Origin of the sequence: Luteimonas saliphila (assembly GCF_016774335.1) — a bacterium.
In the GTDB taxonomy this organism is placed as follows: domain Bacteria; phylum Pseudomonadota; class Gammaproteobacteria; order Xanthomonadales; family Xanthomonadaceae; genus Luteimonas; species Luteimonas saliphila.
Genome location: NZ_JAETWA010000046.1, coordinates 323,626 through 343,748, shown reverse-complemented (window position 1 = coordinate 343,748; position 20,123 = coordinate 323,626). Strand labels below are relative to the sequence as shown.

Annotated in this window: 25 protein-coding genes and 1 pseudogene; 25 read left to right on the top strand and 1 reads right to left on the bottom strand. The window is 62.2% G+C overall.

What is annotated here, in order from left to right; all coding sequences use genetic code 11:
- Positions 1 to 525: 525 nt before the first annotated feature.
- From JMO03_RS18490 to JMO03_RS21690, 5 genes are all read left to right on the top strand, one after another.
- Entirely contained in the window at positions 526 to 906 is a 381-nt protein-coding gene (locus tag JMO03_RS18490; RefSeq protein WP_202845224.1) for a GFA family protein, read from the top strand.
- Positions 907 to 1,345: 439 nt separating this feature from the next.
- On the top strand, positions 1,346 to 1,828 hold the full coding sequence (locus tag JMO03_RS18485; RefSeq protein ID WP_202845223.1) for a hypothetical protein: 483 nt from the start codon (positions 1,346 to 1,348) through the stop codon (positions 1,826 to 1,828).
- A gap of 21 nt (positions 1,829 to 1,849) precedes the next feature.
- Positions 1,850 to 2,200, top strand: coding sequence for a DUF3024 domain-containing protein (locus tag JMO03_RS21695; protein ID WP_202845222.1), 351 nt, complete (start codon positions 1,850 to 1,852; stop codon positions 2,198 to 2,200).
- Positions 2,201 to 2,394: 194 nt separating this feature from the next.
- On the top strand, positions 2,395 to 2,937 hold the full coding sequence (locus JMO03_RS18475; protein ID WP_202845221.1) for a hypothetical protein: 543 nt from the start codon (positions 2,395 to 2,397) through the stop codon (positions 2,935 to 2,937).
- A 561-nt stretch (positions 2,938 to 3,498) separates the two neighbouring features.
- Positions 3,499 to 3,909, top strand: a complete 411-nt coding sequence (locus tag JMO03_RS21690) for a GFA family protein (protein WP_202845220.1) — start codon at positions 3,499 to 3,501, stop codon at positions 3,907 to 3,909.
- A gap of 595 nt (positions 3,910 to 4,504) precedes the next feature.
- Here JMO03_RS21690 and JMO03_RS18465 read toward each other — a convergent pair.
- Positions 4,505 to 5,557, bottom strand: a pseudogene (locus JMO03_RS18465) (IS110 family RNA-guided transposase).
- Between the two features lie 182 nt (positions 5,558 to 5,739).
- On the opposite strand from JMO03_RS18465, the gene JMO03_RS18460 reads away from it, so the two are divergent.
- From JMO03_RS18460 to JMO03_RS18360, 20 genes are all read left to right on the top strand, one after another.
- Positions 5,740 to 6,084: a VOC family protein gene (locus tag JMO03_RS18460; protein WP_202845219.1), complete on the top strand. Its 345-nt coding sequence runs from the start codon at positions 5,740 to 5,742 to the stop codon at positions 6,082 to 6,084.
- A 95-nt stretch (positions 6,085 to 6,179) separates the two neighbouring features.
- A complete protein-coding gene (locus JMO03_RS18455) occupies positions 6,180 to 6,875 on the top strand; it encodes an ankyrin repeat domain-containing protein (protein ID WP_273544289.1) in 696 nt (231 codons plus the stop codon).
- A 76-nt stretch (positions 6,876 to 6,951) separates the two neighbouring features.
- A complete protein-coding gene (locus tag JMO03_RS21685; protein ID WP_202845217.1) occupies positions 6,952 to 7,449 on the top strand; it encodes a DUF2199 domain-containing protein in 498 nt (165 codons plus the stop codon).
- A gap of 167 nt (positions 7,450 to 7,616) precedes the next feature.
- Positions 7,617 to 8,084: a hypothetical protein gene (locus JMO03_RS18445; RefSeq protein ID WP_202845216.1), complete on the top strand. Its 468-nt coding sequence runs from the start codon at positions 7,617 to 7,619 to the stop codon at positions 8,082 to 8,084.
- Positions 8,085 to 8,288: 204 nt separating this feature from the next.
- Positions 8,289 to 9,029 carry an alpha/beta hydrolase gene (locus tag JMO03_RS18440; RefSeq protein ID WP_202845215.1) on the top strand — a complete coding sequence of 247 codons (741 nt, stop codon included), beginning with the start codon at positions 8,289 to 8,291 and terminating at the stop codon, positions 9,027 to 9,029.
- Positions 9,030 to 9,619: 590 nt separating this feature from the next.
- Entirely contained in the window at positions 9,620 to 9,976 is a 357-nt protein-coding gene (locus JMO03_RS18435) for a hypothetical protein (protein ID WP_202845214.1), read from the top strand.
- Positions 9,977 to 10,032: 56 nt separating this feature from the next.
- Entirely contained in the window at positions 10,033 to 10,404 is a 372-nt protein-coding gene (locus tag JMO03_RS21680; protein WP_202845213.1) for a hypothetical protein, read from the top strand.
- 40 nt (positions 10,405 to 10,444) lie between these two features.
- Positions 10,445 to 10,927, top strand: a complete 483-nt coding sequence (locus tag JMO03_RS18425) for a hypothetical protein (protein WP_202845212.1) — start codon at positions 10,445 to 10,447, stop codon at positions 10,925 to 10,927.
- Between the two features lie 110 nt (positions 10,928 to 11,037).
- The gene (locus JMO03_RS18420; RefSeq protein WP_202845211.1) at positions 11,038 to 11,343 is read left to right on the top strand and encodes a YciI family protein; all 306 of its coding nucleotides are present in this window, start codon (positions 11,038 to 11,040) and stop codon (positions 11,341 to 11,343) included.
- Positions 11,344 to 11,549: 206 nt separating this feature from the next.
- Positions 11,550 to 11,861 carry a carboxymuconolactone decarboxylase family protein gene (locus JMO03_RS18415; protein WP_202845210.1) on the top strand — a complete coding sequence of 104 codons (312 nt, stop codon included), beginning with the start codon at positions 11,550 to 11,552 and terminating at the stop codon, positions 11,859 to 11,861.
- 514 nt (positions 11,862 to 12,375) lie between these two features.
- On the top strand, positions 12,376 to 12,903 hold the full coding sequence (locus JMO03_RS18410; protein ID WP_202845209.1) for a Cif family virulence factor: 528 nt from the start codon (positions 12,376 to 12,378) through the stop codon (positions 12,901 to 12,903).
- A gap of 680 nt (positions 12,904 to 13,583) precedes the next feature.
- On the top strand, positions 13,584 to 14,294 hold the full coding sequence (locus JMO03_RS18405; protein WP_202845208.1) for a hypothetical protein: 711 nt from the start codon (positions 13,584 to 13,586) through the stop codon (positions 14,292 to 14,294).
- Positions 14,295 to 14,374: 80 nt separating this feature from the next.
- Positions 14,375 to 14,842, top strand: coding sequence for a GNAT family N-acetyltransferase (locus JMO03_RS18400; protein ID WP_202845207.1), 468 nt, complete (start codon positions 14,375 to 14,377; stop codon positions 14,840 to 14,842).
- 964 nt (positions 14,843 to 15,806) lie between these two features.
- Positions 15,807 to 16,160 carry a GNAT family N-acetyltransferase gene (locus JMO03_RS18390; protein WP_202845205.1) on the top strand — a complete coding sequence of 118 codons (354 nt, stop codon included), beginning with the start codon at positions 15,807 to 15,809 and terminating at the stop codon, positions 16,158 to 16,160.
- 341 nt (positions 16,161 to 16,501) lie between these two features.
- Positions 16,502 to 17,272, top strand: coding sequence for an SDR family oxidoreductase (locus JMO03_RS18385; RefSeq protein ID WP_202845204.1), 771 nt, complete (start codon positions 16,502 to 16,504; stop codon positions 17,270 to 17,272).
- Between the two features lie 142 nt (positions 17,273 to 17,414).
- The gene (locus JMO03_RS18380) at positions 17,415 to 18,008 is read left to right on the top strand and encodes a class I SAM-dependent methyltransferase (RefSeq protein WP_202845203.1); all 594 of its coding nucleotides are present in this window, start codon (positions 17,415 to 17,417) and stop codon (positions 18,006 to 18,008) included.
- 157 nt (positions 18,009 to 18,165) lie between these two features.
- On the top strand, positions 18,166 to 18,690 hold the full coding sequence (locus JMO03_RS18375; protein WP_202845202.1) for a GNAT family N-acetyltransferase: 525 nt from the start codon (positions 18,166 to 18,168) through the stop codon (positions 18,688 to 18,690).
- A 69-nt stretch (positions 18,691 to 18,759) separates the two neighbouring features.
- Complete coding sequence (locus JMO03_RS18370; RefSeq protein WP_202845200.1) at positions 18,760 to 19,239, top strand: SgcJ/EcaC family oxidoreductase; 480 nt, start codon at positions 18,760 to 18,762, stop codon at positions 19,237 to 19,239.
- A gap of 110 nt (positions 19,240 to 19,349) precedes the next feature.
- A complete protein-coding gene (locus tag JMO03_RS18365) occupies positions 19,350 to 19,691 on the top strand; it encodes a DUF1330 domain-containing protein (RefSeq protein ID WP_202845196.1) in 342 nt (113 codons plus the stop codon).
- 33 nt (positions 19,692 to 19,724) lie between these two features.
- Positions 19,725 to 20,078, top strand: coding sequence for a DUF2200 domain-containing protein (locus tag JMO03_RS18360; protein WP_202845194.1), 354 nt, complete (start codon positions 19,725 to 19,727; stop codon positions 20,076 to 20,078).
- Positions 20,079 to 20,123 lie beyond the last annotated feature (45 nt).

Below are 20,123 nucleotides of genomic sequence, written 5' to 3'. Positions count from 1 at the left end.
AGGCGTTAGCCCCCAATGCGAACATCCCTAGCACTTCTCTTTCTTCTGCTCTTAAGTCCTGGCGCGACGGCCAAGTGTGGCGCAAAGTTCTACGTATTCTCCGGCTCGGTGGAGGACGCAAACGGAGTCCCCTTGCCCAATGCCCTTGTTGGTGTCTCGTGGATAGAGAACTCCGTTCCAAACGGACCCGCCATGACACTCACAGACGGACTGGGCAACTACTCAATCCCCGTTAGGTTTGACACGTTCTCGGGCTACTCATTCTTTAGCGGTGACAAGTGTAAAGGTCGTCTTTCTCTGGTCTCCATCATGGCTTACACAGGCACTCACCGCTCTCAACCCGACTTCATTGATGTAGGCAAATCGCATCAGGTCGCTGTTCCTCCACTTCGGGTCAAGTATGAGATTGACTTTGAGCCGATCTGGCCAGATGAGGTTGGGGGCTAACAATTCATTCAAGCCGAAGCCGCTTCGCGGCTCGGCTTAATTCAGGCGTTAGGCGGCACAGGAAGAATGGCGCATCTCATGAAAAAGAAACCTTCACTATCGCTGGGAGGTTCTTGCCACTGTGGCTCGGTGCGCATTACGCTGCCAGCCGCGCCGGAAACGGCGACGAGTTGCAACTGTTCCCTGTGCCGGCGTACTGGCGGCATCTGGGCGTACTATGAACTTGGCGCGGTCTCCATCCAAGGGCATCCCGAAAATACAGAAAGCTACGTGTGGGGCGACCGCACACTCAGGAATTTCCGCTGCAAGACCTGCGGAATCACCACCCACTGGGAGCCGATTAAACCTGAGACCGGCGCTCGCCATGGCGTGAACTTGCGGAACTTCGAGCCCGATCTACTGCAGTATGTGATGGTGAGGCACTTCGACGGGGCGGACACGTGGAAATTCCTAGATTGAGCTTTCCTGCACTGAGAACGTCGCAGGTGCCGCCTAACAATTCATTCAAGCCGACGCCGCTTCGCGGCGCGGCTTAATTCAAGCGTTAGGCGGCAGGAGGGTTTCTGGTGGCTTTAGACGTGACCGACTTCTTGGACCTCCTACTTGCTCCAAGATTTGCTGTTCCACTTGGCGTTGGCGTCGCAGCTGGTTTCTGCATCTACTTACTCAGCGGCAAAGATCCCTCGTCGGCTGCTGTAGCATTCGGCATAGGGGTTGTCGGTCTTGTCGTCGGTGTCATCTAGCATATCGCTGGTGGCAGCAAGTCGGGTGCCGCCTAACAATTCATTCAAGCCGACGCCGCTTCGCGGCGCGGCTTAACTCAGGCGTTAGGCCGCACCAAAACCGTCATGCCGACATCGCTGCGACCGACATCCCGCGCGAACAACCAGGACCAGACATGCAGTACGACAACAACGATCTTGTAGGAAAGCTTCCGAAGTCACCGCATAAGAATCTGGTAAATCTTGGGACGTTGCTGATTGGGAAGTGGCGCATGCATGGCGACACGATCGACGGCTTTGTTGAATTCGACTGGTTGGAAGGCGGCTTCTTTCTGATCCACCGATTTGACCTCCATGCCAAGGAAGAAAGCCCCAAAGGCGTCGAGTTCATCGGATGGAACGAAAAGACAAACACCCTTCGCTCACAGCTGTACGGCGTCGATGGTTCGCGATTCACGTACACCTGGGAGTTGAAGCGCCAGCGACTGACAACTTGGTTTGGTGAAAAAGGATCTATCGTCCGAAGCATCGGCAAGGTCATCTCGCAAAACAAAATCGAAGCAGCATGGGAAGGTCCGGACGGAGGGTACTCATATACCTTGGATAAGCTGCTGCCTAACAATTCATTCAAGCCGACCCCGCTTCGCGGGTCGGCTTAATTCAGGCGTTAGGCCCCGCATATGGCTCTCAGCGAATTTGAGACAAAAAGGCTGGAGAAGGTCGTCGGTTCCTTCATCCAGAAACACAGGCCATCACCACATATCCGGCCAAAGTTAGACCTCGCATTCCGCATCTCCGGCCAAAGCGTCGAGATCTTTGAGGTTCGTCCCCGCTGGCGGGGTGCGCCGGGCGAAACAATGAAGCATCCGGCTGCAAAAGCGACTTACGTCAAAGCGCAAGATTCCTGGAAAGTCTACTGGCAACGCGCAGACCTCAGATGGCATAGCTATCCTGACGCACCGAGAGTCAGGTCAATCGAGCAATTTTTGGCTCTCGTTGCAGAGGATAAGCACGCATGCTTTTTTGGCTAGGTCCGTGGCTTAACAATTCATTCAAGCCGACGCCGCTTCGCGGCGCGGCTTAATTCAGGTGTTAGGTGATCATGATCCATCCGAGGCGTATCTTGATGATTGCTGGGACGATTTCTCTACTCCTCGGCACCGCGGTTGTCTTGACCTCATACGAGCGACCAGAGCCAAAACCACGTCTCGTATCTTGCGCTCAAATGAGCTACGAAGAGCGATTGGGTCGGGATGAGATTAAGCACATGGCAAGCCCTGAAGTCGGCGGCATGGGCATGTTCCCTTACGAAGTTACGTATGACGCTCCGCCTGGACACACATCGCGGACTGAGGTCGTGCACGCAACAGTTGCGCTTTGGACACCACACGGTCGTCTACTTGGTTCGGATCGTGGCGAGTTTGGCGGAGAGCTGGCGCTTGCCAGCGAGAACTACCCCGCCGAGCAGCCAAAGATCTTGTATCACGCTAATATCGAAGATCTGTTCTTGATGAACTACGGCGTCTTGGCTACAACCGGCTACTTCCATCTATCTTATGACTTTGGCTCTGTTCTCTTGGTTACGTTTTCAAGCGACGGAGCACCCGAGGTCAATGAGATATTCAAACTACCCGCTGGAGTCAGAACCTCTTGGGTAACAACAGATGACAAGGTGCTGGTAACCACAAGTCAAGGAACGTTTGCCATATCCTCACCGACTAGGATTGAGAAAGTTAGGTGCAAGACACGCTGGTGGCAGATCATCTAACAATTCATTCAAGCCGACGCCGCTTCGCGGCGCGGCTTAATTCAGGCGTTAAGGCGCTATGGAAAGATCATGAAATCTCAATATTTCGCAGCAATTGCTATGTCCTTCCTATCCGTCCCACTCTCTGCAGGCAACTCTACTCATATCGTCCCAGAACAGTTCTTGGGTGACTGGGGCACCAGCTTGACAGATTGTGGAACAGAAGCGGATGACACAGCTCTGCACATCGGAAAGAGGCATATTTCGTATCACGAGAGCTCCGGTCCATTGCAAGTCGTTGTTGTACGGGGAACGAAAGAGCTGGCACTAGTCGCTGAGCTTACAATTGAAGGTGAGACTTGGCTCAAAGCGTCAACGTTCATGCTTTCACCAGACGGCAATCAGCTCACCCAAATCTTTGACATGAATGTCGAACCACTCGTTCGTGTGCGGTGCAGCTCCATACTCGGCGCGCGCCCTAACAGTTCATTCAAGCCGAAGCCGCTTCGCGGCTCGGCTTAATTCAGGCGTTAGGCCGCACAGCACACCACAGCCGGCGCTTCAATGTCTCGGAGGTAACAGGTGATCAACGGTCACTGCAATTGCGGCTCCGTTAGATTCGAGTTCGAAGGAGCCGCGGACGGAGTGTTCATATGCCACTGTTCGATCTGCCGGCGGGCAACTGGCGCGAATGGAATCGCTGTCGTTCTAGTTCAGGATGAGCAATTTAGATGGCTGCAAGGCGAAGAGCATATCGTCAAGTGGTCTAAACCCGATTCGCAGTGGGAGACGTGGTTCTGCAAGACCTGCGGTTCGCGGCTTCCTGGCAAGAATGATGGCGAGCGCATATTCATACCAGCAGGGCTTCTGCCCGGGACCGGGATTGGTCTCAGTGTCCGAGCCCATATCTGGGTTGATTCAAAGGCGGAGTGGGACGAACTCGGCGATCAATCTCAGCAACATGCAGAGCGGTACGTCGGAAGTGCGGCCTAACAGTTCATTCAGGCCGAACCCGCTTCGCGGGTCGGCTTAACTCAGGTGTTAGGCGCTATGTGGCAGCAGCGGCAGCTTAAGCAAACCATCATCAGCACTGGCGCTGTCGGAGCCTTCTTTGGCGTCCTGTTTGCCATTGCTAGTGTCGGCTTCTACTCAGAGCAGGGCCGGGCAATTGCGGGCGGCTATGGGCCTGTGCCGTGGACAACTTACGCTGGGCATGCCGCGGTCGCGTTCGTTATTTCTATCGTCGGCTGCATCGTGCTCTTCGGCCTACTGCCAATGGCTCTGCAGTATGCTTTCGCTTGGCTGGTGCGCCTCTGGACGGGGCGCGCCTAACAATTCATGTATGGACTCCTCCTGCAACAGCAGAGTGATCGGTCACTGATCATCGGAAGCGGAACGGTTGCATTCGTGTATTCGGCCTTGGGGTGAGCGCGGCGCGCTCGGGCCATCATGAGATCCGCGGGCTGGGGTCTATCGTTCAAGCCGCGTCGTGCGCCGGAATTGTTATCGGCCTTGCCCAACTCGGGGACCGAACCCTTCGTCATGATCGAGATCGAGTTGCACTCCTGGCGTTGAAGTGCTGATGGTGTTACGCGGGCTTGTGGCTGGTGTGGCGGGGATCGAAGGCGGCCCCGTAGTGATCGAGCGCCCAGAGCCGGCGGGCAAGCTTGTTGGCGAGCGCCACGGCGGCCTTGTTGTGGCCGTGACGCCGGGCAAGTTCGAGTGCCCAGGCCTGCAGCGGATCAAGGTCGCGGCCGGCGCGCTGTCGCATGAGCGCCGCGCGCAACACGGCGCGACCACCATGGATCAGCAGCGTGCGCAGGTACGCGTCGCCGCGTTTGGTGATCCGGCCCAGCCGTCGCTGGTGGCCTGATGAGTGCTCTCGTGCCACCAGGCCGATCCACGCCGCCAGGTGCCGGCCACTGCCGAAGCGCGACAGGTCGCCTGCACCGGCACGCAGGGCCGTCGCGGCAAGCAGGCCAACGCCAGGCACGGTCATGTAGCGCTGGACCGCGACATCCTGTGCGGCTTCCGTGGCCAACCGCTTCTCGATCGCAGCCATGTCGGCCTGAAGCGTGGCGATGCGATCGAGCTGTTCGGCCAGCGTCGCGCGCAGCGGCATCGGCACGTCGTTGTCCGCATCCTCCAGCGCCGCACGCACGGCGGCGGGCACCTTGGCGGCACCCTCGGGAATCGCCACGCCGTACTCGCGCAGCAGGCCGCGCACCAGGTTGATGGCCGCGGTGCGGTGCGCCTTGAGCTGCTCGCGGACACGGTGCAGGGCCTGCAGCCCTTGCTGGCGCGGGGTCTTGACCGGCACATGGGCGATCTGCGCGCAGCGCGCCGCCTCGACCAGGCCTGCGGCATCGGCGCGATCGGTCTTGTTGCGGCGCACTTACGGCCGCACGTCACGGGCCGGTAGCAGCCGCACCACGTGTCCCTGTGCCTGAAAGCGGCGCCCCCAGTAGTGCGCGCTGCCGCCGGCCTCCATCACCACGGTCAATGGCAGGCGGTTGTCCATGACCCGAGAAAACGCACGACGCGTCAGTCGCTTGCGCTCCAGGATCCGGCCGGCCGTATCGGCGAAGGCCAACTCGAACACCTCTTTTGCCAAATCGATCGCGACAGTCGTAGCATGCACGGCGTGGACTCCTCTCGTGCTCCCGTTGACTGAAACCCGCAAAGTTCAGTGTGGCCCACGAGGCCGAGTGGCGACGCGGGAGGAGTCCATTTCATCATTCAAGCCGACGCCGCTTCGCGGCGCGGTTTAACTCAGGTGTTAGGCCGCAGCATGATGTTCGTCATCAACCCGAGGTAGGAGCCATGCAGATCCAGTATCTCGAGATAGTGACCAAGGACGTAGACGCGGTATGTGCCGCATATGCCGCAATGGGCGGCGTGAAGTTCGGCGAGCCTGACGCCGGGCTCGGCAACGCCCGTACCGCGGCGTTGGCGGGCGGCGGACTTGTGGGTGTACGCGCGCCCTTGCGCGAAACAGAGGATCCGGTAGTGCGTCCCTACTGGCTAGTAGAAGACATCGAAGCGGCTGTTGCCGCTGTAGTTGAGGCAGGCGGACAGGTCGCCGTTCCGCCCATGGAGATACCCGGCCACGGGACCTTCGCTATCTACCTCCAAGGCGGCAATGATCATGGGCTGTGGCAGCTCTAGTCGCGTACAGGCCAATGCAGCAGCGGCCTAACAATTCATTCAAGCCGAACCCGCTTCGCGAGCCGTCTTAACTCACGCGTTTGGGTGCTGATGCCATGACACGAGCTCTCCTAGATCGCATTGCTACGGGTAGGACAGACCTCGTCCTTGACTTCGTCGCTGCAGGTGGCAGCGCTTCGGCCACCGATTCTGGTGGCGTCTCCCTTATTCAGTGGTGTGCCTACTATGGCGACGTGAGCGCACTGCGCTACCTCCTCACACAAGGCGAAAACCTGCGCCAGTTCGGTCCTGATCTCGGCCTCAACGCTGCAGCCTTTCATGGTTACTGGCAACTTTGTCAATTTCTGCTTGAGAATTCCGCGCCAGCAAGCCCGGCACTGCCTACCACGGGCGAAACGCCATTGCACTCCGCGCTTTGCTCGGAGGACCGAGTTCGCTATGACCCTGTAGTGAGAGTGCTACTTTCCGCTGGTGCTGATCCAAACGCTACTACTGTTCCCGGCGCTGAGACCGGTGCTTTTATGCGGGATTGTCGCACCAAAGGAGAAACACCTTTGCATCGGGCCGCAGCGTTTGGAGCAGCTGATACAGTCCAGATTCTACTCAATGCTGGCGCCCGGCCAGAAGTCCAAGACACGAACGGTGATACGCCGCTCGCCTGGGCCAGTTGGTATCGCAGACCAGCGGAGATCCTCCGCTTGCTGTGCTACGGCCCTTTTAGCATCCACCCGCAGTATCAAGGGCTGCGTGCAAACCTTGTCGGCGACCCATTGCCCAAGGACGCACCCTGACAGTTCATTCAAGCCGACCCCGCTTCGCGGGTCGGCTTAACTCAGGTATCGGCCGCCACCCGGCTATTTAGTAAGCATGAACTGGAAATGCTCGACCTGCGGAGAGAAACTCGCTAACCAGCCACTCTGCTTTGGCTCCGAGGCGCCTTGGCGCACTCTCGTGCCAGAGAGTGAGTTCTCGTTACGTGTCGATCTCACGCGGGATCAGTGCGTCGTAGATGAGAAGGCGTTCTTCATCCGCGGCCACATTGAGATACCAATCCATGACCAACCGGGGTCTCTCTCTTTCTCTGTATGGTCATCGCTTAGCGAGAAGAGCTTTCTGCACTTGTCAGACCGTTGGATGGACCAGTCGAGGGCTGGCGACCCGCCTTACTTTGGCTGGCTATCTAGCTCAATCCCAACCTACCCCGACACTATCAACCTCAAACTTTCTGTACAGTCCCGAGCACTTGGACTTGTACCGTTGTTCACCGTGGAGCCTTCTGACCACCCGCTTTCACTTGATCAGCAACACGGCATCAGCGTGCAACGCTGGCACGAGTTGGTACATGGCCTGCAGCATGACGGCTAACAATTCATTCAAACCGACGCCGCTTTCCGGCGCGGCTTTATTCAGGCGTTAGGCCTCGTATGACAGTTCAATCAGTCTTTGCGGATGCGAGAGATAGGTAGCATCACCATTACCTTCATGCTTTGGTCTCATACAAGGAGCAGTACCGACCAAGCGCCCCCGAGGTCATGTTTGAGCTTGGCGGCAATGGCCAGCCGCGGGTCTTCCGCCTCTATCGCGCGGATATGGCTTCTGGTGCAACTAACCCGTCCAACATGACTGACGTCGATCTGGAGCCAGTTGTGGACACTGGCTCCAGAGAGTTTTCCTTGCCTTCTGGTCTGGTCGTGCAACTGCACCCCATCCATTGGAACGGCGTGGAGTTCTTGGTAGACGATCTCCCGGATGACACCGCTCAGTTGCAGGAGTGGTGCTCCAAATGGCTCGATCTTGATGAGGCGCGGCCCGTCAACGAGCACGGCTTACTTGGTGTCATCCATCATGTGACAGCGCCGGAGCCACAAGGTGATGGCATCATGTTCTCTGTTGATTTTGGTTCTGCTCCCATAGGCGCTGTAGACGAGCTACTTGCTGTTCTGCATAGCGGTGGAGCTAGTCATGTTCGGGCCTCGTCGCCTTGGGGCTACGAGGCCTAACAGTTCGTTCAAGCCGAACCCGCTTCGCGGGTCGGCTTTACTCAGGCGTTAGGACGCACACCCACTTTAAGGACGCTCATGAGAATGTTTCGTACCTCCCTCATCGCCTTACTGTTCAGTCTGTCAGGTGGTGGACGCGCAGCCGAAGATAACGCTCTACGCACTGAGCGCTTCGAAAGCAACGGGGTAGGAATAGGTGCTCGCATGCTGGCGCCTGAGGGGTCGACGCAGAGCGGCCGGCCGGCGGTGGTGTTGTTCCACGGTGGCGGTTGGAGCGAGGGTGAAGCAAGCTGGATGGATGCAATTGCAAAGCAGTACGCTACCCTGGGTTTCGTAGCGGTCTCGGTCGAGTATCGGCTTTCACGAGACGGGGTTACGCCGTTCGATGCAGTCGCAGACGCGCGGAATGCCATACGTTGGGTACGTCGAAATGCTGCTCGCTTCGCGATTGATCCTGAGAAAGTGGTAGCCCTCGGCACCTCTGCGGGCGCCCACCTTGCGGCATCGACCACAGTCTTCAGCGAAGACTCGGCAGGCTCGCACTCTTCCGTTCCGAATGCTTTGATCTTACGGTCCCCAGCCGTATCAGTTGAGTCTTCGCAATGGTTCCAAAAGCTCACGGGTGGCTCTGCTCAGGCGGCGGCCATTTCGCCCACGCTTCATGTCCGCGCTGGCCTTCCGCCCATGCTTCTGCTCCAGGGCGCAGAAGACAACATTACCCTTGCATCCGACGCCCGCACTTTCTGTGAGCGCATGCACAAGCAGGGAAATGTGTGCCAGCTCAAGATCTATCCTGAGGTCGGCCACTTGTTCACGCGCAACCTCGCCAACCGAGAAGTGCCTGACTACAGTTCTATTGATCGAGCCGTGAGCAAAGACGCTAGTCAGGCGACTATGGGTTTCCTCATGGAGCTTGGGCTCATCGAGAATGCAGGTGCGCCTTGACATTTCGTCCAAGCCGACGCCGCTTCGGGGCGCGGCTCAATTCGGCGTCAGGCGCCACGAGAAGATTATGAAACGTCCTACCCTCCTTCTTGCAGCAACGACTATTTCGGCATGCTCAGTGGCCTCGGAGCCAAGGAGCCCCCCATTGTCTTGCATCCCCGCTAGTTCATGTGGGTGCAGCATTATCGTGTCCGGGAACAACTGCCCGGGCGGAGGCGCGCATTTCTTCCACGAGCTGGCGGATGGCTCACCGCTGCAGTTTGACTTCGGCCAGGGTGCCGTCACCGCCACTTCAGCACGGGCTCGGACAAACATCTTTAGCCCCGGTGCAGGCGAGTATTGGACTGAAACCTATCGCTATAACGACGGCAGCATCGAGATTCGCTACTCTCCCGGACTCAACACGTGCCCTAAGCTCGTACAGGGGGAGCGGTGTGAGTACTTTGATGTACGTGCCCGGGTGCTCATCTCTAAGCCGCAAGGCACGCAAAGCTATTCCGGAGTAGGCGCATGTGGCTGCTAGTGGCGCCTAACAATTCATTCAAGCCGAAGTTGCTTCGCGGGTCGGCTCAGTTCAGGCATCAGGCGGCATGACCGACTGTCCCCTTTGCTCGACAGAACTGCAACGCATCAACGTCGCTCCGTGCTTTGACTGCGGCCATTTGCCCACAGAGCTCGAGCACCTCGCGCAAGGACAACACGAGTATCACGTGTTCGAGATCTGGGGGCACGAGATCGTGCTGTGCGACTTTTGCGACGCAGACTTTGGATCGTACTTCCCAGAGTACTGGGGCATGCCGCAAGGCCCGCATCCTGACTACCCACTCCGCCTGATCTGCAAACTCGACAACCTTGGCATTAGTCAGGACCTGTATTGCGGCTCTTGCAACCGTCGCTTGGCATTCTTGCTGTTCCGGCAGCATGTGTTGGCGCACAATGCCGCCTAACAAGTCATTCGAGCCGAGTCCGCGTGCGGGCCGGCTCAACTCAGGCGTTAGCCCGTATGAAAAGCGATCTCGTTGCCGCGGTTCAGATCGATGGGCACGGCCGCTTGCACATTGCACCGGCCGCGCAAAGTTTCCCATTCGCGTATCGTGAGGCAATGGGGATTGCTTGGGATCCGGATAGGAACTCGTCGAGCACGCCGCCTCCTCGGGAATGGAGTTATGGCCGTTGGTTCCAGCAGGTTCAATCTATGGCGGCAGCCCAAGGCACCCGCTTGCTGCTCGGACCAGGAACCCGATGGCTCAATGCGCCGGCCAGCATGAAACTAGAAGTCCTGGAGGCGGCGTCGCATGCCGCCCAATATTTCCTTCGAATCCAACGCCGCTTCGCTACACAAACACATGGCATGTACAGCTGGACGTATGCTTAGCTCCACTACGCGGCGCGGGTAGACTCAGGCGTTAGGCAGCATGGGAAGGACCTCCGAACTCCGGAACGAGCTGAAGCGGGCCTTCTTCCCGTTTGCGGAGTCTCACGGGTTTTTGATCGATCGGCGGGACGAGCCAACATTCACCACGTTCCGACGCATCGTGGCGGGGTCTTTGCATGTGTTCGACGTGCAATGGGACAAGTACGACCGGCCACGCTTCGTCGTCAACTTCGGCATTTGTCCCGCATCCGGTCTGCATCTTTCTGGCAAGGACGTTCCGCCGGATCAAGTGCTTGCCGGCTGGACGCCTCGGGGTGGCCGCTTGCAACCGCGTCCGGGCGCTTCCGAGGCCAGCTGGTTTCGTCAGGACAGACCTCTCTTGGCTCGCCTGTTCCTGGGCGCTGCTCTTCGCCCAGCACCCGAGGTGGTGGCGCAACCGACCCGGCTATTCCCGGAGTTGGAGGCATACTGGTCGACGGGAACCGTCGGTAAGCATGTCAGGGTTACCCGGCATGCCGTCTAACAGTCATTCAAGCGCAGCCCGATTCACGGGTCGACTCAACCCAGGCGTTAGGCCACAAAAAAGGGAGCGATACGGTGCCTCGATATTTGATTTCGTTTGATGACGGCTCCATGGACCACATTCCTGAAGAAGATTGGCCGTTGGTGGGCGAGGTATCACATGAGGTGGTTCGGGAGGCGAAGGCCGCAGGGGTCTGGATCTTCGGCGGTGGTGTCCGGCGCCAGCAATCGACCGTTGTCGCGACCGACGGGACCATCACAATCGGACCGGTACCCGAGCAGAAGGCGGTTATCGGCGGGTTTTCGATCATCGAGGTGTCTTCGCACGAGGAGGCACTCGCTTGGGCTGCCAGAATCGCCGCTGGATGTCGCTGCGCGCAGGAGGTTCGCGAGATCATGTTCGACCCGGAGTCCTGATAGGAGATTGCTGGACCGTGCGTGGTGAATCGACACCTCAAGTGAAGGAATTGCGAATTCGTCCACCTGAAGCTGGAACCAGCAGGCTGGATCACTTGTACTGGGGTCGATGCGTTGGCGATGACAGTACAGCCTGAAAGCTCGTTCAAGTCCACAACGCTTCGCGGTTCGGCTTATCCAAGCGTTATGCGCCAAGGGAGTTTTCCATGAGTGTTTCAAAAGCATTTTCTATGTTCATGCAGGAGGCCCCTGCTCATGCCGAGGCTTGGATGCAGGTTGCGAAGTCACTCGACGCTGCCAGTGCCTTGGACAGGAAGACCGAGGAATTGGCCTATGTTGCGGTACTCGCTGCCACCGGCAATGCCTCGGGCATTCCGTTTCATGTACTTTCCGCGAAGTCGCACGGCGCGTCGAGGCAGGAGATCTTGAGCGCCGTTCTGATCGGCCTACCTGCCGCAGGCGCAGTCGTCATTGGTGCACTTCCTGTAGCTCTGGAGGCCTATGACGAGAACAAATAAACTTTGGCACGAACACAACCGCATGCCGAAGAATCCGACTGCCCAGCAGCGGATTGAATGGCATCTTGCACATGCGAAGGCGTGTGGGTGTCGACCAGTTCCGCAGTCCATACTCAGGTTGCTTGAAGAGCGCAAGTCTACGCCTGGTATCTAACCCATCATTCCTACGTACGCACCGCGGCAAAGCTCCATCGCACTGAGCTCGTGAGCTTGGAGGTCAAGCCTCATGGACTCACCTCGCTTGAACTTGTTGTCGAAGTGCTCGGCCGCATCGCGCTACCGGCTGGTCCGATCATTGTCTGTTCCGGGCGATCGTAGACTCACCCGGCACGCTGTGGACCCGGTCGGGAGGACTGGTGTGGGGAGAGCGGGAAGGTGTTCGGCGTGGGCGTTCGGTCCTCACTTGGCCTGTCCCTGATGCGGGATGGCTGGTGAGATAAGGCCCAACGATGCGTTCAGGCCGAAACGGCTTCTTTACGGCTCAACCCGGGTGTCACGCCACAGGAGAATTCACATGGTAACTCTGAAGATGCTCGCCCTCGTCGCTCTGCTCTCGCTGTCAGCCGGCCTGAAAGCCGCACCAAGTGCTCATAACGACCCCCAGGACGTGGCGGCCGTTCGCGAAGTTGTGGAAGCATTCCGCTTGTCGATCCTCAACAAGGACAAGGCAACCTTCGTCGGGCTTTTCTACTCCGATGACCCTGAACATGTGACTTGGCAGATGGTAGACGACGATGCTCGGGTTGCTCGGCTCAAGGAGTTCGTACCCGAAGCGCGTCGGGTGGTCTGGTGGCCGGACAACAACTACCTGACGATGATCGACAGGACCGTCGAAGCTGGTTCAGAGCGGATCGAAGTGGCGTTCCGGGACGCCATCATAGACACGGACGGCGAAATCGCTTCCGTGAACTTTGACTACTCCATGTTGCTCGATGGAGAGGAGCAACACTGGGGCCGCGAGATGTGGCACCTGGTTCGCACCGACGACGGTTGGAGAATCATCTCGGTGATATGGTCGCAGAGGGACCCTGTCGCCAACTAGCGGGCGGGGTCCGACAACGCATGTATGGGTTCTTCTCGCAGGAGCAGCACCCGATCGGTCGTTGATCATTCGAAGCGGATCGGCTGCATTCGTGTATTCGGCCTCGGTGTGAGTGCCGCGCGCGCGCCATCATGAGATCCGCAGGCTGCGGCCTGTCGTTCGAGGGGCGTCCTGCGCCGGGATTGTCATCGGGCTCGCGCAACCCGGGACCGAGCCCTCGTCATGATCGAGATCGAGCTGCACTGCTGACGTTGAAGCGTTCAGGCGGTTAAGCGCGCTCGTGGCTGCTGTGTTGGGATCGAAGGGGCACCGCGTGATCGAGCGCCCGGAGCCGCCGGGCAAGCGGGTTGGCGAGGGCCACGGCGGCCTTGTTCTGGGCCTGGCGCCGGGCCAGTTCGCGCGCCCAGGCCTGCAGCGGCTCGAGGTCCCGGCCCTCGGCGGATGCGATAGAACTGTTCGGCCAGCGTCGCACGCAGCGGCATCGGCGCGTCGTTCCCCGCCTCTCGCCGGGTTGGCGGGGACCGCAGGCGTTCGTGTCAGCCGGGCGCTGTCCTTTTCGTTAAGGCATGTGCCCGGATGGTTCCTGCACGCAAGTCACGCCAACCGGCACACGCGATCCAGCCGGCGGTACGTGCCCGCCTCGCAGAGTCCGTCGATTCCGACACGGGGCTACGTTGACGATGCGCCCCTACCGCAATCTTGGATTCTTCTTCCTGCTGCTGCTGGCGCTGGTGCTGGCCGGCTTCACGCCGGCGGTACCGGGCACGCCATTCTTCGGATACTTCAGCCAGGCCCCCGGATTCGCCGACGTGCCGGCGGTGATCCACTGGCATGCGTGTTTCGCGGTGGCGTGGTTCGTGCTGTTGTCCGTCCAGCCATTCCTGGTCCGCGCCGACCGCCTCGACCTGCACCGCCTGCTGGGCCGGATCTCGCCGGTGCTGGTGGCACTGTTCCTGTTCACCGCGTTGCAGGTGATGAAGCACTTCTATGCGCATGCCGTGCTCAGGTTCCCGCGCGACACGGTGCTGTCGCTGCTCGCAGTCGTTCACCGGGATCACGCTGTTCACCGCGTTCTACCTGTTCGCGATCCTCAAGCGCCGCAGGCTGCATCACCATGTCGCCTTCATGGTCGCCGCCGCTTTGGCCTCCGCGACGCCAGGCCTGGCGCGGCTGGGGCTGTACGTGGTGGGCGGACTGCCGGGCATTCTCACCGTGATGGCGCTGATCTTCGCGACGCTGGTCGGCTTCGCGCTGTACGCGAAGTTCCGCTGGCACCAGCAGGTGCTCGAAAGTCCGTACCCGGCGATCATCGCGTTGTTCCTGCTCGGGCACGCGATGGATTTCGTGGGCAGCCGCTGTGGCTGGCCGACAGGATCGTATCGGTCCGTTAGGTTGCCAGCGCCCGGGGCGCATGGACGGCCCGCCGACCCGCCCAGATCGTTCCACCCGCCGACCACCACGCCCGACCACCATGCACATCCGCGACTATATTCCCGGCGAAGCGGCGGAACTGCGGCGCGTGTTCGCCTCGTCCGTCCATACCCTGGCCCGCGGGGTCTATACGCCCGAGCAGCTCGACGCCTGGGCGCCTGCCGCCTACGACCAACAGGCGTGGGCCGACAAGCTGAATGCGATGCGCCCTTTCGTGGCGCTGATCGAAGGCCGTGTCGTGGGCTATGCCGACCTGCAGGCCACTGGCCATGTCGGCCACTTCTTCGTCGCCGGCGATGCGTCAGGACGCGGCGTCGGCGGCGCGCTGATGCGGCACCTGCACAACGTCGCGGCCGCGCGCGGCATAAGCCGGTTGTCGGCCGACGTGAGCCTGGCGGCGGAGGGGTTCTTCGCCCGCCACGGCTTCGTCGTGGAGCAGCGCCGCACGGTCGTGGCACGCGGCGTGCCGATGGCGAACGCGCGGATGGTCAAGGCGATGGATGGATAGCGCTTTCCCGGATCGGGCCGGCGCAGTGGAGAGCGCATCGGCGCGACGCGGCGGTTGCCCACGGACCTTCGGGAGCGTGCGGTTGCGTCGAATCGGAGATGGCGCGTATGCGATGCATCGCATGAGCCGGCGGCTGGGCAGGTCGGCGCAAGCGGGTCGGCCGCCGCCTGCCGGAAACCGCGCGGTTGCGGTCGGAAGCGGCTCGCGCCACGCCGGGCCCTGCCGGTTGACGCTACCTTCCAGCGCGCGCAAAGTCCGGGCGACACGCGGTTTCCTGGACGCCCCGGCGTCAACGGCCATGGAGGTTGCAATGCGACTCGTTGCCGGCATCCTGCTTCTGCTGGCCGCGTCGCCGGCCATGCCGAGCAGCACACTGTGCATGTTCGAGTCGCCCCCGACCGCGCCCGTGCCGACCGTCGAGTTTCTTGGGTACGAGGAGATTGGCCCCGTACTGATTCACGATACGACAGGACCGCGCCGCCTTCCGCATGGATCGTGGAAGTTGCTGCACTTCGATCGCCAGTCCGTCAGGGTCCACTTCACCTATACCAACCCAGAGGATGCTTCCCTGCCTCCCAGCTTTACGCTTCAAGGTCAGGGCCGGCACACGCGGTTGGCCGTAGGCGGACGGACATACATGGGGACGCTCGAATGCGGCCTGTGGTAGCGTCGCCCGCTCCAGCACCGTGCCAGGAAAAATCCATGGCCGGGACAAGCTACCCTGCCCCTGGGGCCGCATCCCTGATCGCCGCCATCCGCGATGCAGCGCGCCCGGGAGTGCCCGGCCATGACATCGAATGACATTCGATGGATGCGGCGCCAGACGCGCCCTCCCGATGCTGGAGCCGGCAATGCACATCCGCCCTGCCTGCGCTGCCGATCGCGAAGCGATCCTCATGCTGGTGCCACGCCTGGCCGAGCACGGCACGCCCCCCCAGGACGCGACCGGCAGCGGGTCGAGGACGTGGACCGGGATGCGATCGCGGCTGTCGTCGTGGATCGGTCGCCGGAGGTCGAGCTGCTGGTGGCGGAAGAGGATGACGAGGTCGTCGGCTTCGTGCATGTGAGGACCGTCACCGACTACTACACGCAGACCCCGATTGGGCACGTTTCCGACGTCGTCGTGGCCGCGATGGCGCAAGGAAAAGGCGTTGGCCATGCGCTCATCGAGCGCGCGCAGGCATGGGCGCGGACGTGTGGCTACCCGATGATGCAGCTGTTCGTGCTCCCCGAGAACGTGGGCGCCAGGACGCTGTACGAACACATGGGCTATCGCGCGGAGCGGCACAAGTACGTGAAGATGCTTTCCCGGGAGTGACCGCGACATCCGACGGCGTCCCCTCCACCACGCGATGCGTGCCGGGGACTGCCGGAATCGGGCCGGGCCATCGCCGGCGGACAGGATCGAGCCGGATGCGGCCGCCATCGGTTCCAGCGGTAGCGCTTCGTATCGCGGCTGGCGTGATGCGCCGGACCGCGAGCAAGGCGCACCTGCGAGCAGCCCGTAGCATTGCGGCAGTGCTCCGCGACCTCGACGGCAACCGGCGGGACCTGCTGCGGTACGTCGCCCGGACGCGCAGGCGTTTTACCGATGCTTGACCCTGCGTTCACGCGATCCCAAGCCGCACTCCGGATATTCGGTCCGGTGCGATCGCGGACGTGGAGGTGCGTGTGGACGCGGCCGAGTTCGCAGGCAAGGTGGCGCTGGTGACCGGCGCCGGTACGGGCAATGGCGAGGCGATCGCGGAGCGGCTGTTCGCCGGTGGCGCGTCGGTGGCGCTGGTGGGGCGTCGGCTGGCGCCGTTGCAGGAGGTGTGCCGCAGGATCGATCGCGGGGGCACGCGCACACTGGCGATCGAGGCGGACGTGCGCGACCCGCGGGCCATGGAGGCGGCCGTGGCGCAGGCCGTCGAGCGCTTCGGAAAGCTCGACCTCGCGGTGAACAACGCCGGCGTCACCGGCCCGGCCGGCGTGACGGTGCAGGACTTGGATCCGGACGTCTGGCACGAGGTGATCGAGACCGACCTGGGCGGCATCTTCCACTCGATGAAGTTCGAGGTGCCGGCCATGCTGGCGAACGGCGGCGGCGCGATCGTCAACATGTCGTCGGCCAATGGCATGGTCGGGCTGGCCGGCATGTCGGCCTATACCGCGGCCAAGCATGGCGTGATCGGGCTGACGCGTTCGGCGGCACTGGAACTGGCCGAGTCCGGTGTGCGCGTGTGCGCGGTGGCGCCGGGCTACGTGGCCACGCCGCGCATCCTGGCATCGGGCCGGGAGACCACGGATGCCATGGCGGACGCGCATCCCGTCAAACGCCTCGCCACGCGCGAGGAAGTCGCCGACCTGGTCGCCTATCTGCTGGGCGAGCGGGCGGCCTTCATCACCGGCAGTGTGCATGCCATCGATGGCGGGTTCACCGCGCAGTAGCGGGATCGCGTCGGCACCGCGTGCCGCCGCGATCCCCCCGCGGCTGTCGCGCGGCGGCGCCATGGTTCATCATCCGGCTGGCCCGCGTTCGCGGGCCAGCCGGATGGCCACGCAACCGGCCAGGACGAGGGCGAGCATGCCGATGGCCGCATCCGACGATCGCGATCCCTCCAACGGCTACGAGGCGGTCGCCTCGGCGTTCATGGCGCGGCGCGGGCAGTCCGCGATCGGCGTGGCGACGGTGCGTGCGTGGGCGCGGTCGCTTCCGCCGAGGGCGTCGATCCTGGACCTGGGTTGCGGCGATGGCGTTCCGATCTCGGCGGCGTTGCTGGAAGACGGATTCGACTTGCATGGCATCGATGCCTCGCCGAGCCTGGTCGCCGCTTTCGCACGTCGCTTTCCGCGCGCGCCGGTGGCCTGCGAGGCGGTGGAGGATTCGCGCCTGTTCGGCCGCACGTTCGACGGCGCGATCGCGGTAGGGCTGGTGTTCCTGATGCCGGGCGATGCGCAGGCCGCGCTCATCGACCGCGTGGCGCGGGCCCTGGCGCCGGGCGGACGCTTGCTGTTCACCGCGCCAGCGCAGGCCTGCACCTGGACCGACATCCTGACCGGAGCCCCTTCGCGTTCGCTGGGCGCCGCGGTCTACGCAGCGCTGCTTTCCGGCGCCGGGCTCGAGCTGGCCGCCGAGTTTCGCGACGAGGGACAGAACCACTACTTCGACAGCCGCAGGCGGTGAAGCCATGGGTCGCGCGTGCACAGGACGGTCTGCGCGCGGCATCCCGGGAGGTCCCGTTGGCCGACACGTTCGTCCTGCGTAGCATGGCCGTGCGGCCGCCGCCTCTTCCGGCCCTTGCGGCCGCACGACGCGCGCCCGTCGGGCACATGGGGTTGGCATGCTCACCATCGAACAGGTTCGCCACCAAGACCTGCCGCACGCGCGGCGCGAGCAGTTGCGCCTGCTGGCGAGCGAGGCCTTCGACCAGTTCGCCATCGTCCGCGAAACCCGATGGGCCGCGCCGGACTGGACATTCCTCGGCAAGGCCGACGACGGTGGGCTGGCGTGCTTCTATCACCTGGTGGAACGCGCGGTTCGCATCGATGGTCAGCCGGTGGCGGTGGCGGGGCTCAACAACCTGATCACCACCCGGGCGTACCGCGGGCGTGGACTGGCGTCCGAACTGCTGGCCGCCAGCGAACGCGCGTGGTTCTCCTCGCTGGACGCACGTTGCGGGTTGCTGCTGTGCGCCGAGGCGCTGGTGCCGTTCTACCAGCGCCTGGGCTGGCAGCGCGTCCGGTCCGAGGTGCGATTCGAGCAGCCCGCCGGGGTCCGCACCTGGACGGCCGAATGCATGATGTTGGACCCGACCAGGGCCGCGATCGATCCGACCGTCATCGACCTGTGCGGGCTGCCCTGGTAAGCAGTGCATTGGCCGGGCGACGTCGCCCATCCCGTCAGAACACACAGGGGCGCACACACGGAGGCGCGCATGACGCACAAGCCGACGACCTCGCGGCTGCTCCTGGCTGCGCTCCTGCTCCTGCCCTGGCTCGCGCACGCGCAGGAGGCGACGCCCGACGCGGCCAACCGCGCGCTGGCCTCCGAATTCGAGGCCGTGTGGAACGCGCACGACATGAACCCCCTGGGCGAGCTGGTCACCGGGGACGCGGACTGGGTGAACGTCGATGGCTATCGGGGCCAGGGTCGCAAGGCCATCGTCGACGGGCATGCGCGCGTCCACGCGGGCAAGTTCAAGGACAGCGTGCTCACCGTGCAGGCGGTCGACGTGGCCGTGGTCCGGCCCGGTGTGGCGGTGGTCCATGTGCAGTGGGGGCTGCAAGGCGACCGCAACGACGACGGCACGCCACGCCCGCCGCGGGAGGGCCTGTTCACCTGGCTCACGATCGAGGAGGATGGCAGATGGCGGATCCGGGCCAGCCATAACTCGAACAAGGGCGTCGTGCGCTGACACGGCGCGTTGGTCCGCTGCGATTGCGCCGCGTCGGCCGCGATCGTTTCGCTGCGCCGCATTCCGGCGCGCCCGGGCACGCGTTGCCGCCGATCAACCTGGAGGAAGAGATGACCGCCTATGCCATCGCCATGATTCGCGAGACGCATTTCGGACCGGAGATCCGCGAGTACCTGCAGCGGGTCGACGCCACGCTCGCGCCGTTCCAGGGAAAGTACCGCGTGCACGGCGGCGGCTGCGAGACGATGGAAGGCTCCTGGAGCGGCGACGTGGTGGTGGTGGAATTCCCGTCGATGGCGCTGGCGAAGGCCTGGTACGCCTCGCCCGCCTATGCCGCCATCCGTCCGCTGCGCATGGCGCACACGCAGGGCGACCTGCTGCTGGTCCAGGGCGTCGCGGAGGGACATCGCGGCGAGGACCTGCTGGCCAGGCTCGGCGTAAAGGGCGGCTGACGGCACCACCCCACACGACGACGGAGGCAGGTCATGGCCGGACACCGCATCTTCACCACGAAATTCTCCAGCGTGTACCCGATGTACGTGCACAAGGCGCAGCGCAAGGGCCGCACCCAGGCCGAGGTGGACCAGGTGATCCGCTGGCTGACCGGCTACACCCCGGCAGGCCTGCAACGCCAGCTGGCGCAGGGCAGCGATTTCGAAACGTTCTTCGCGAAGGCGCCGAAGCCCAACCCTGCCAGCGCGCAGGTCACCGGCGTGGTGTGCGGGGTGCGCGTGGAGGAGGTCGAAGATCCGCTGATGCGCAAGATCCGCATCCTCGACAAGCTGGTCGACGAGCTGGCGAAGGGCAAGGCGATGGACAAGATCCTGCGCGGTTCGTAGCGTCGCCTCGTGCTGCGCGGAATCGGCGCGAATGCGCGGGTGCGC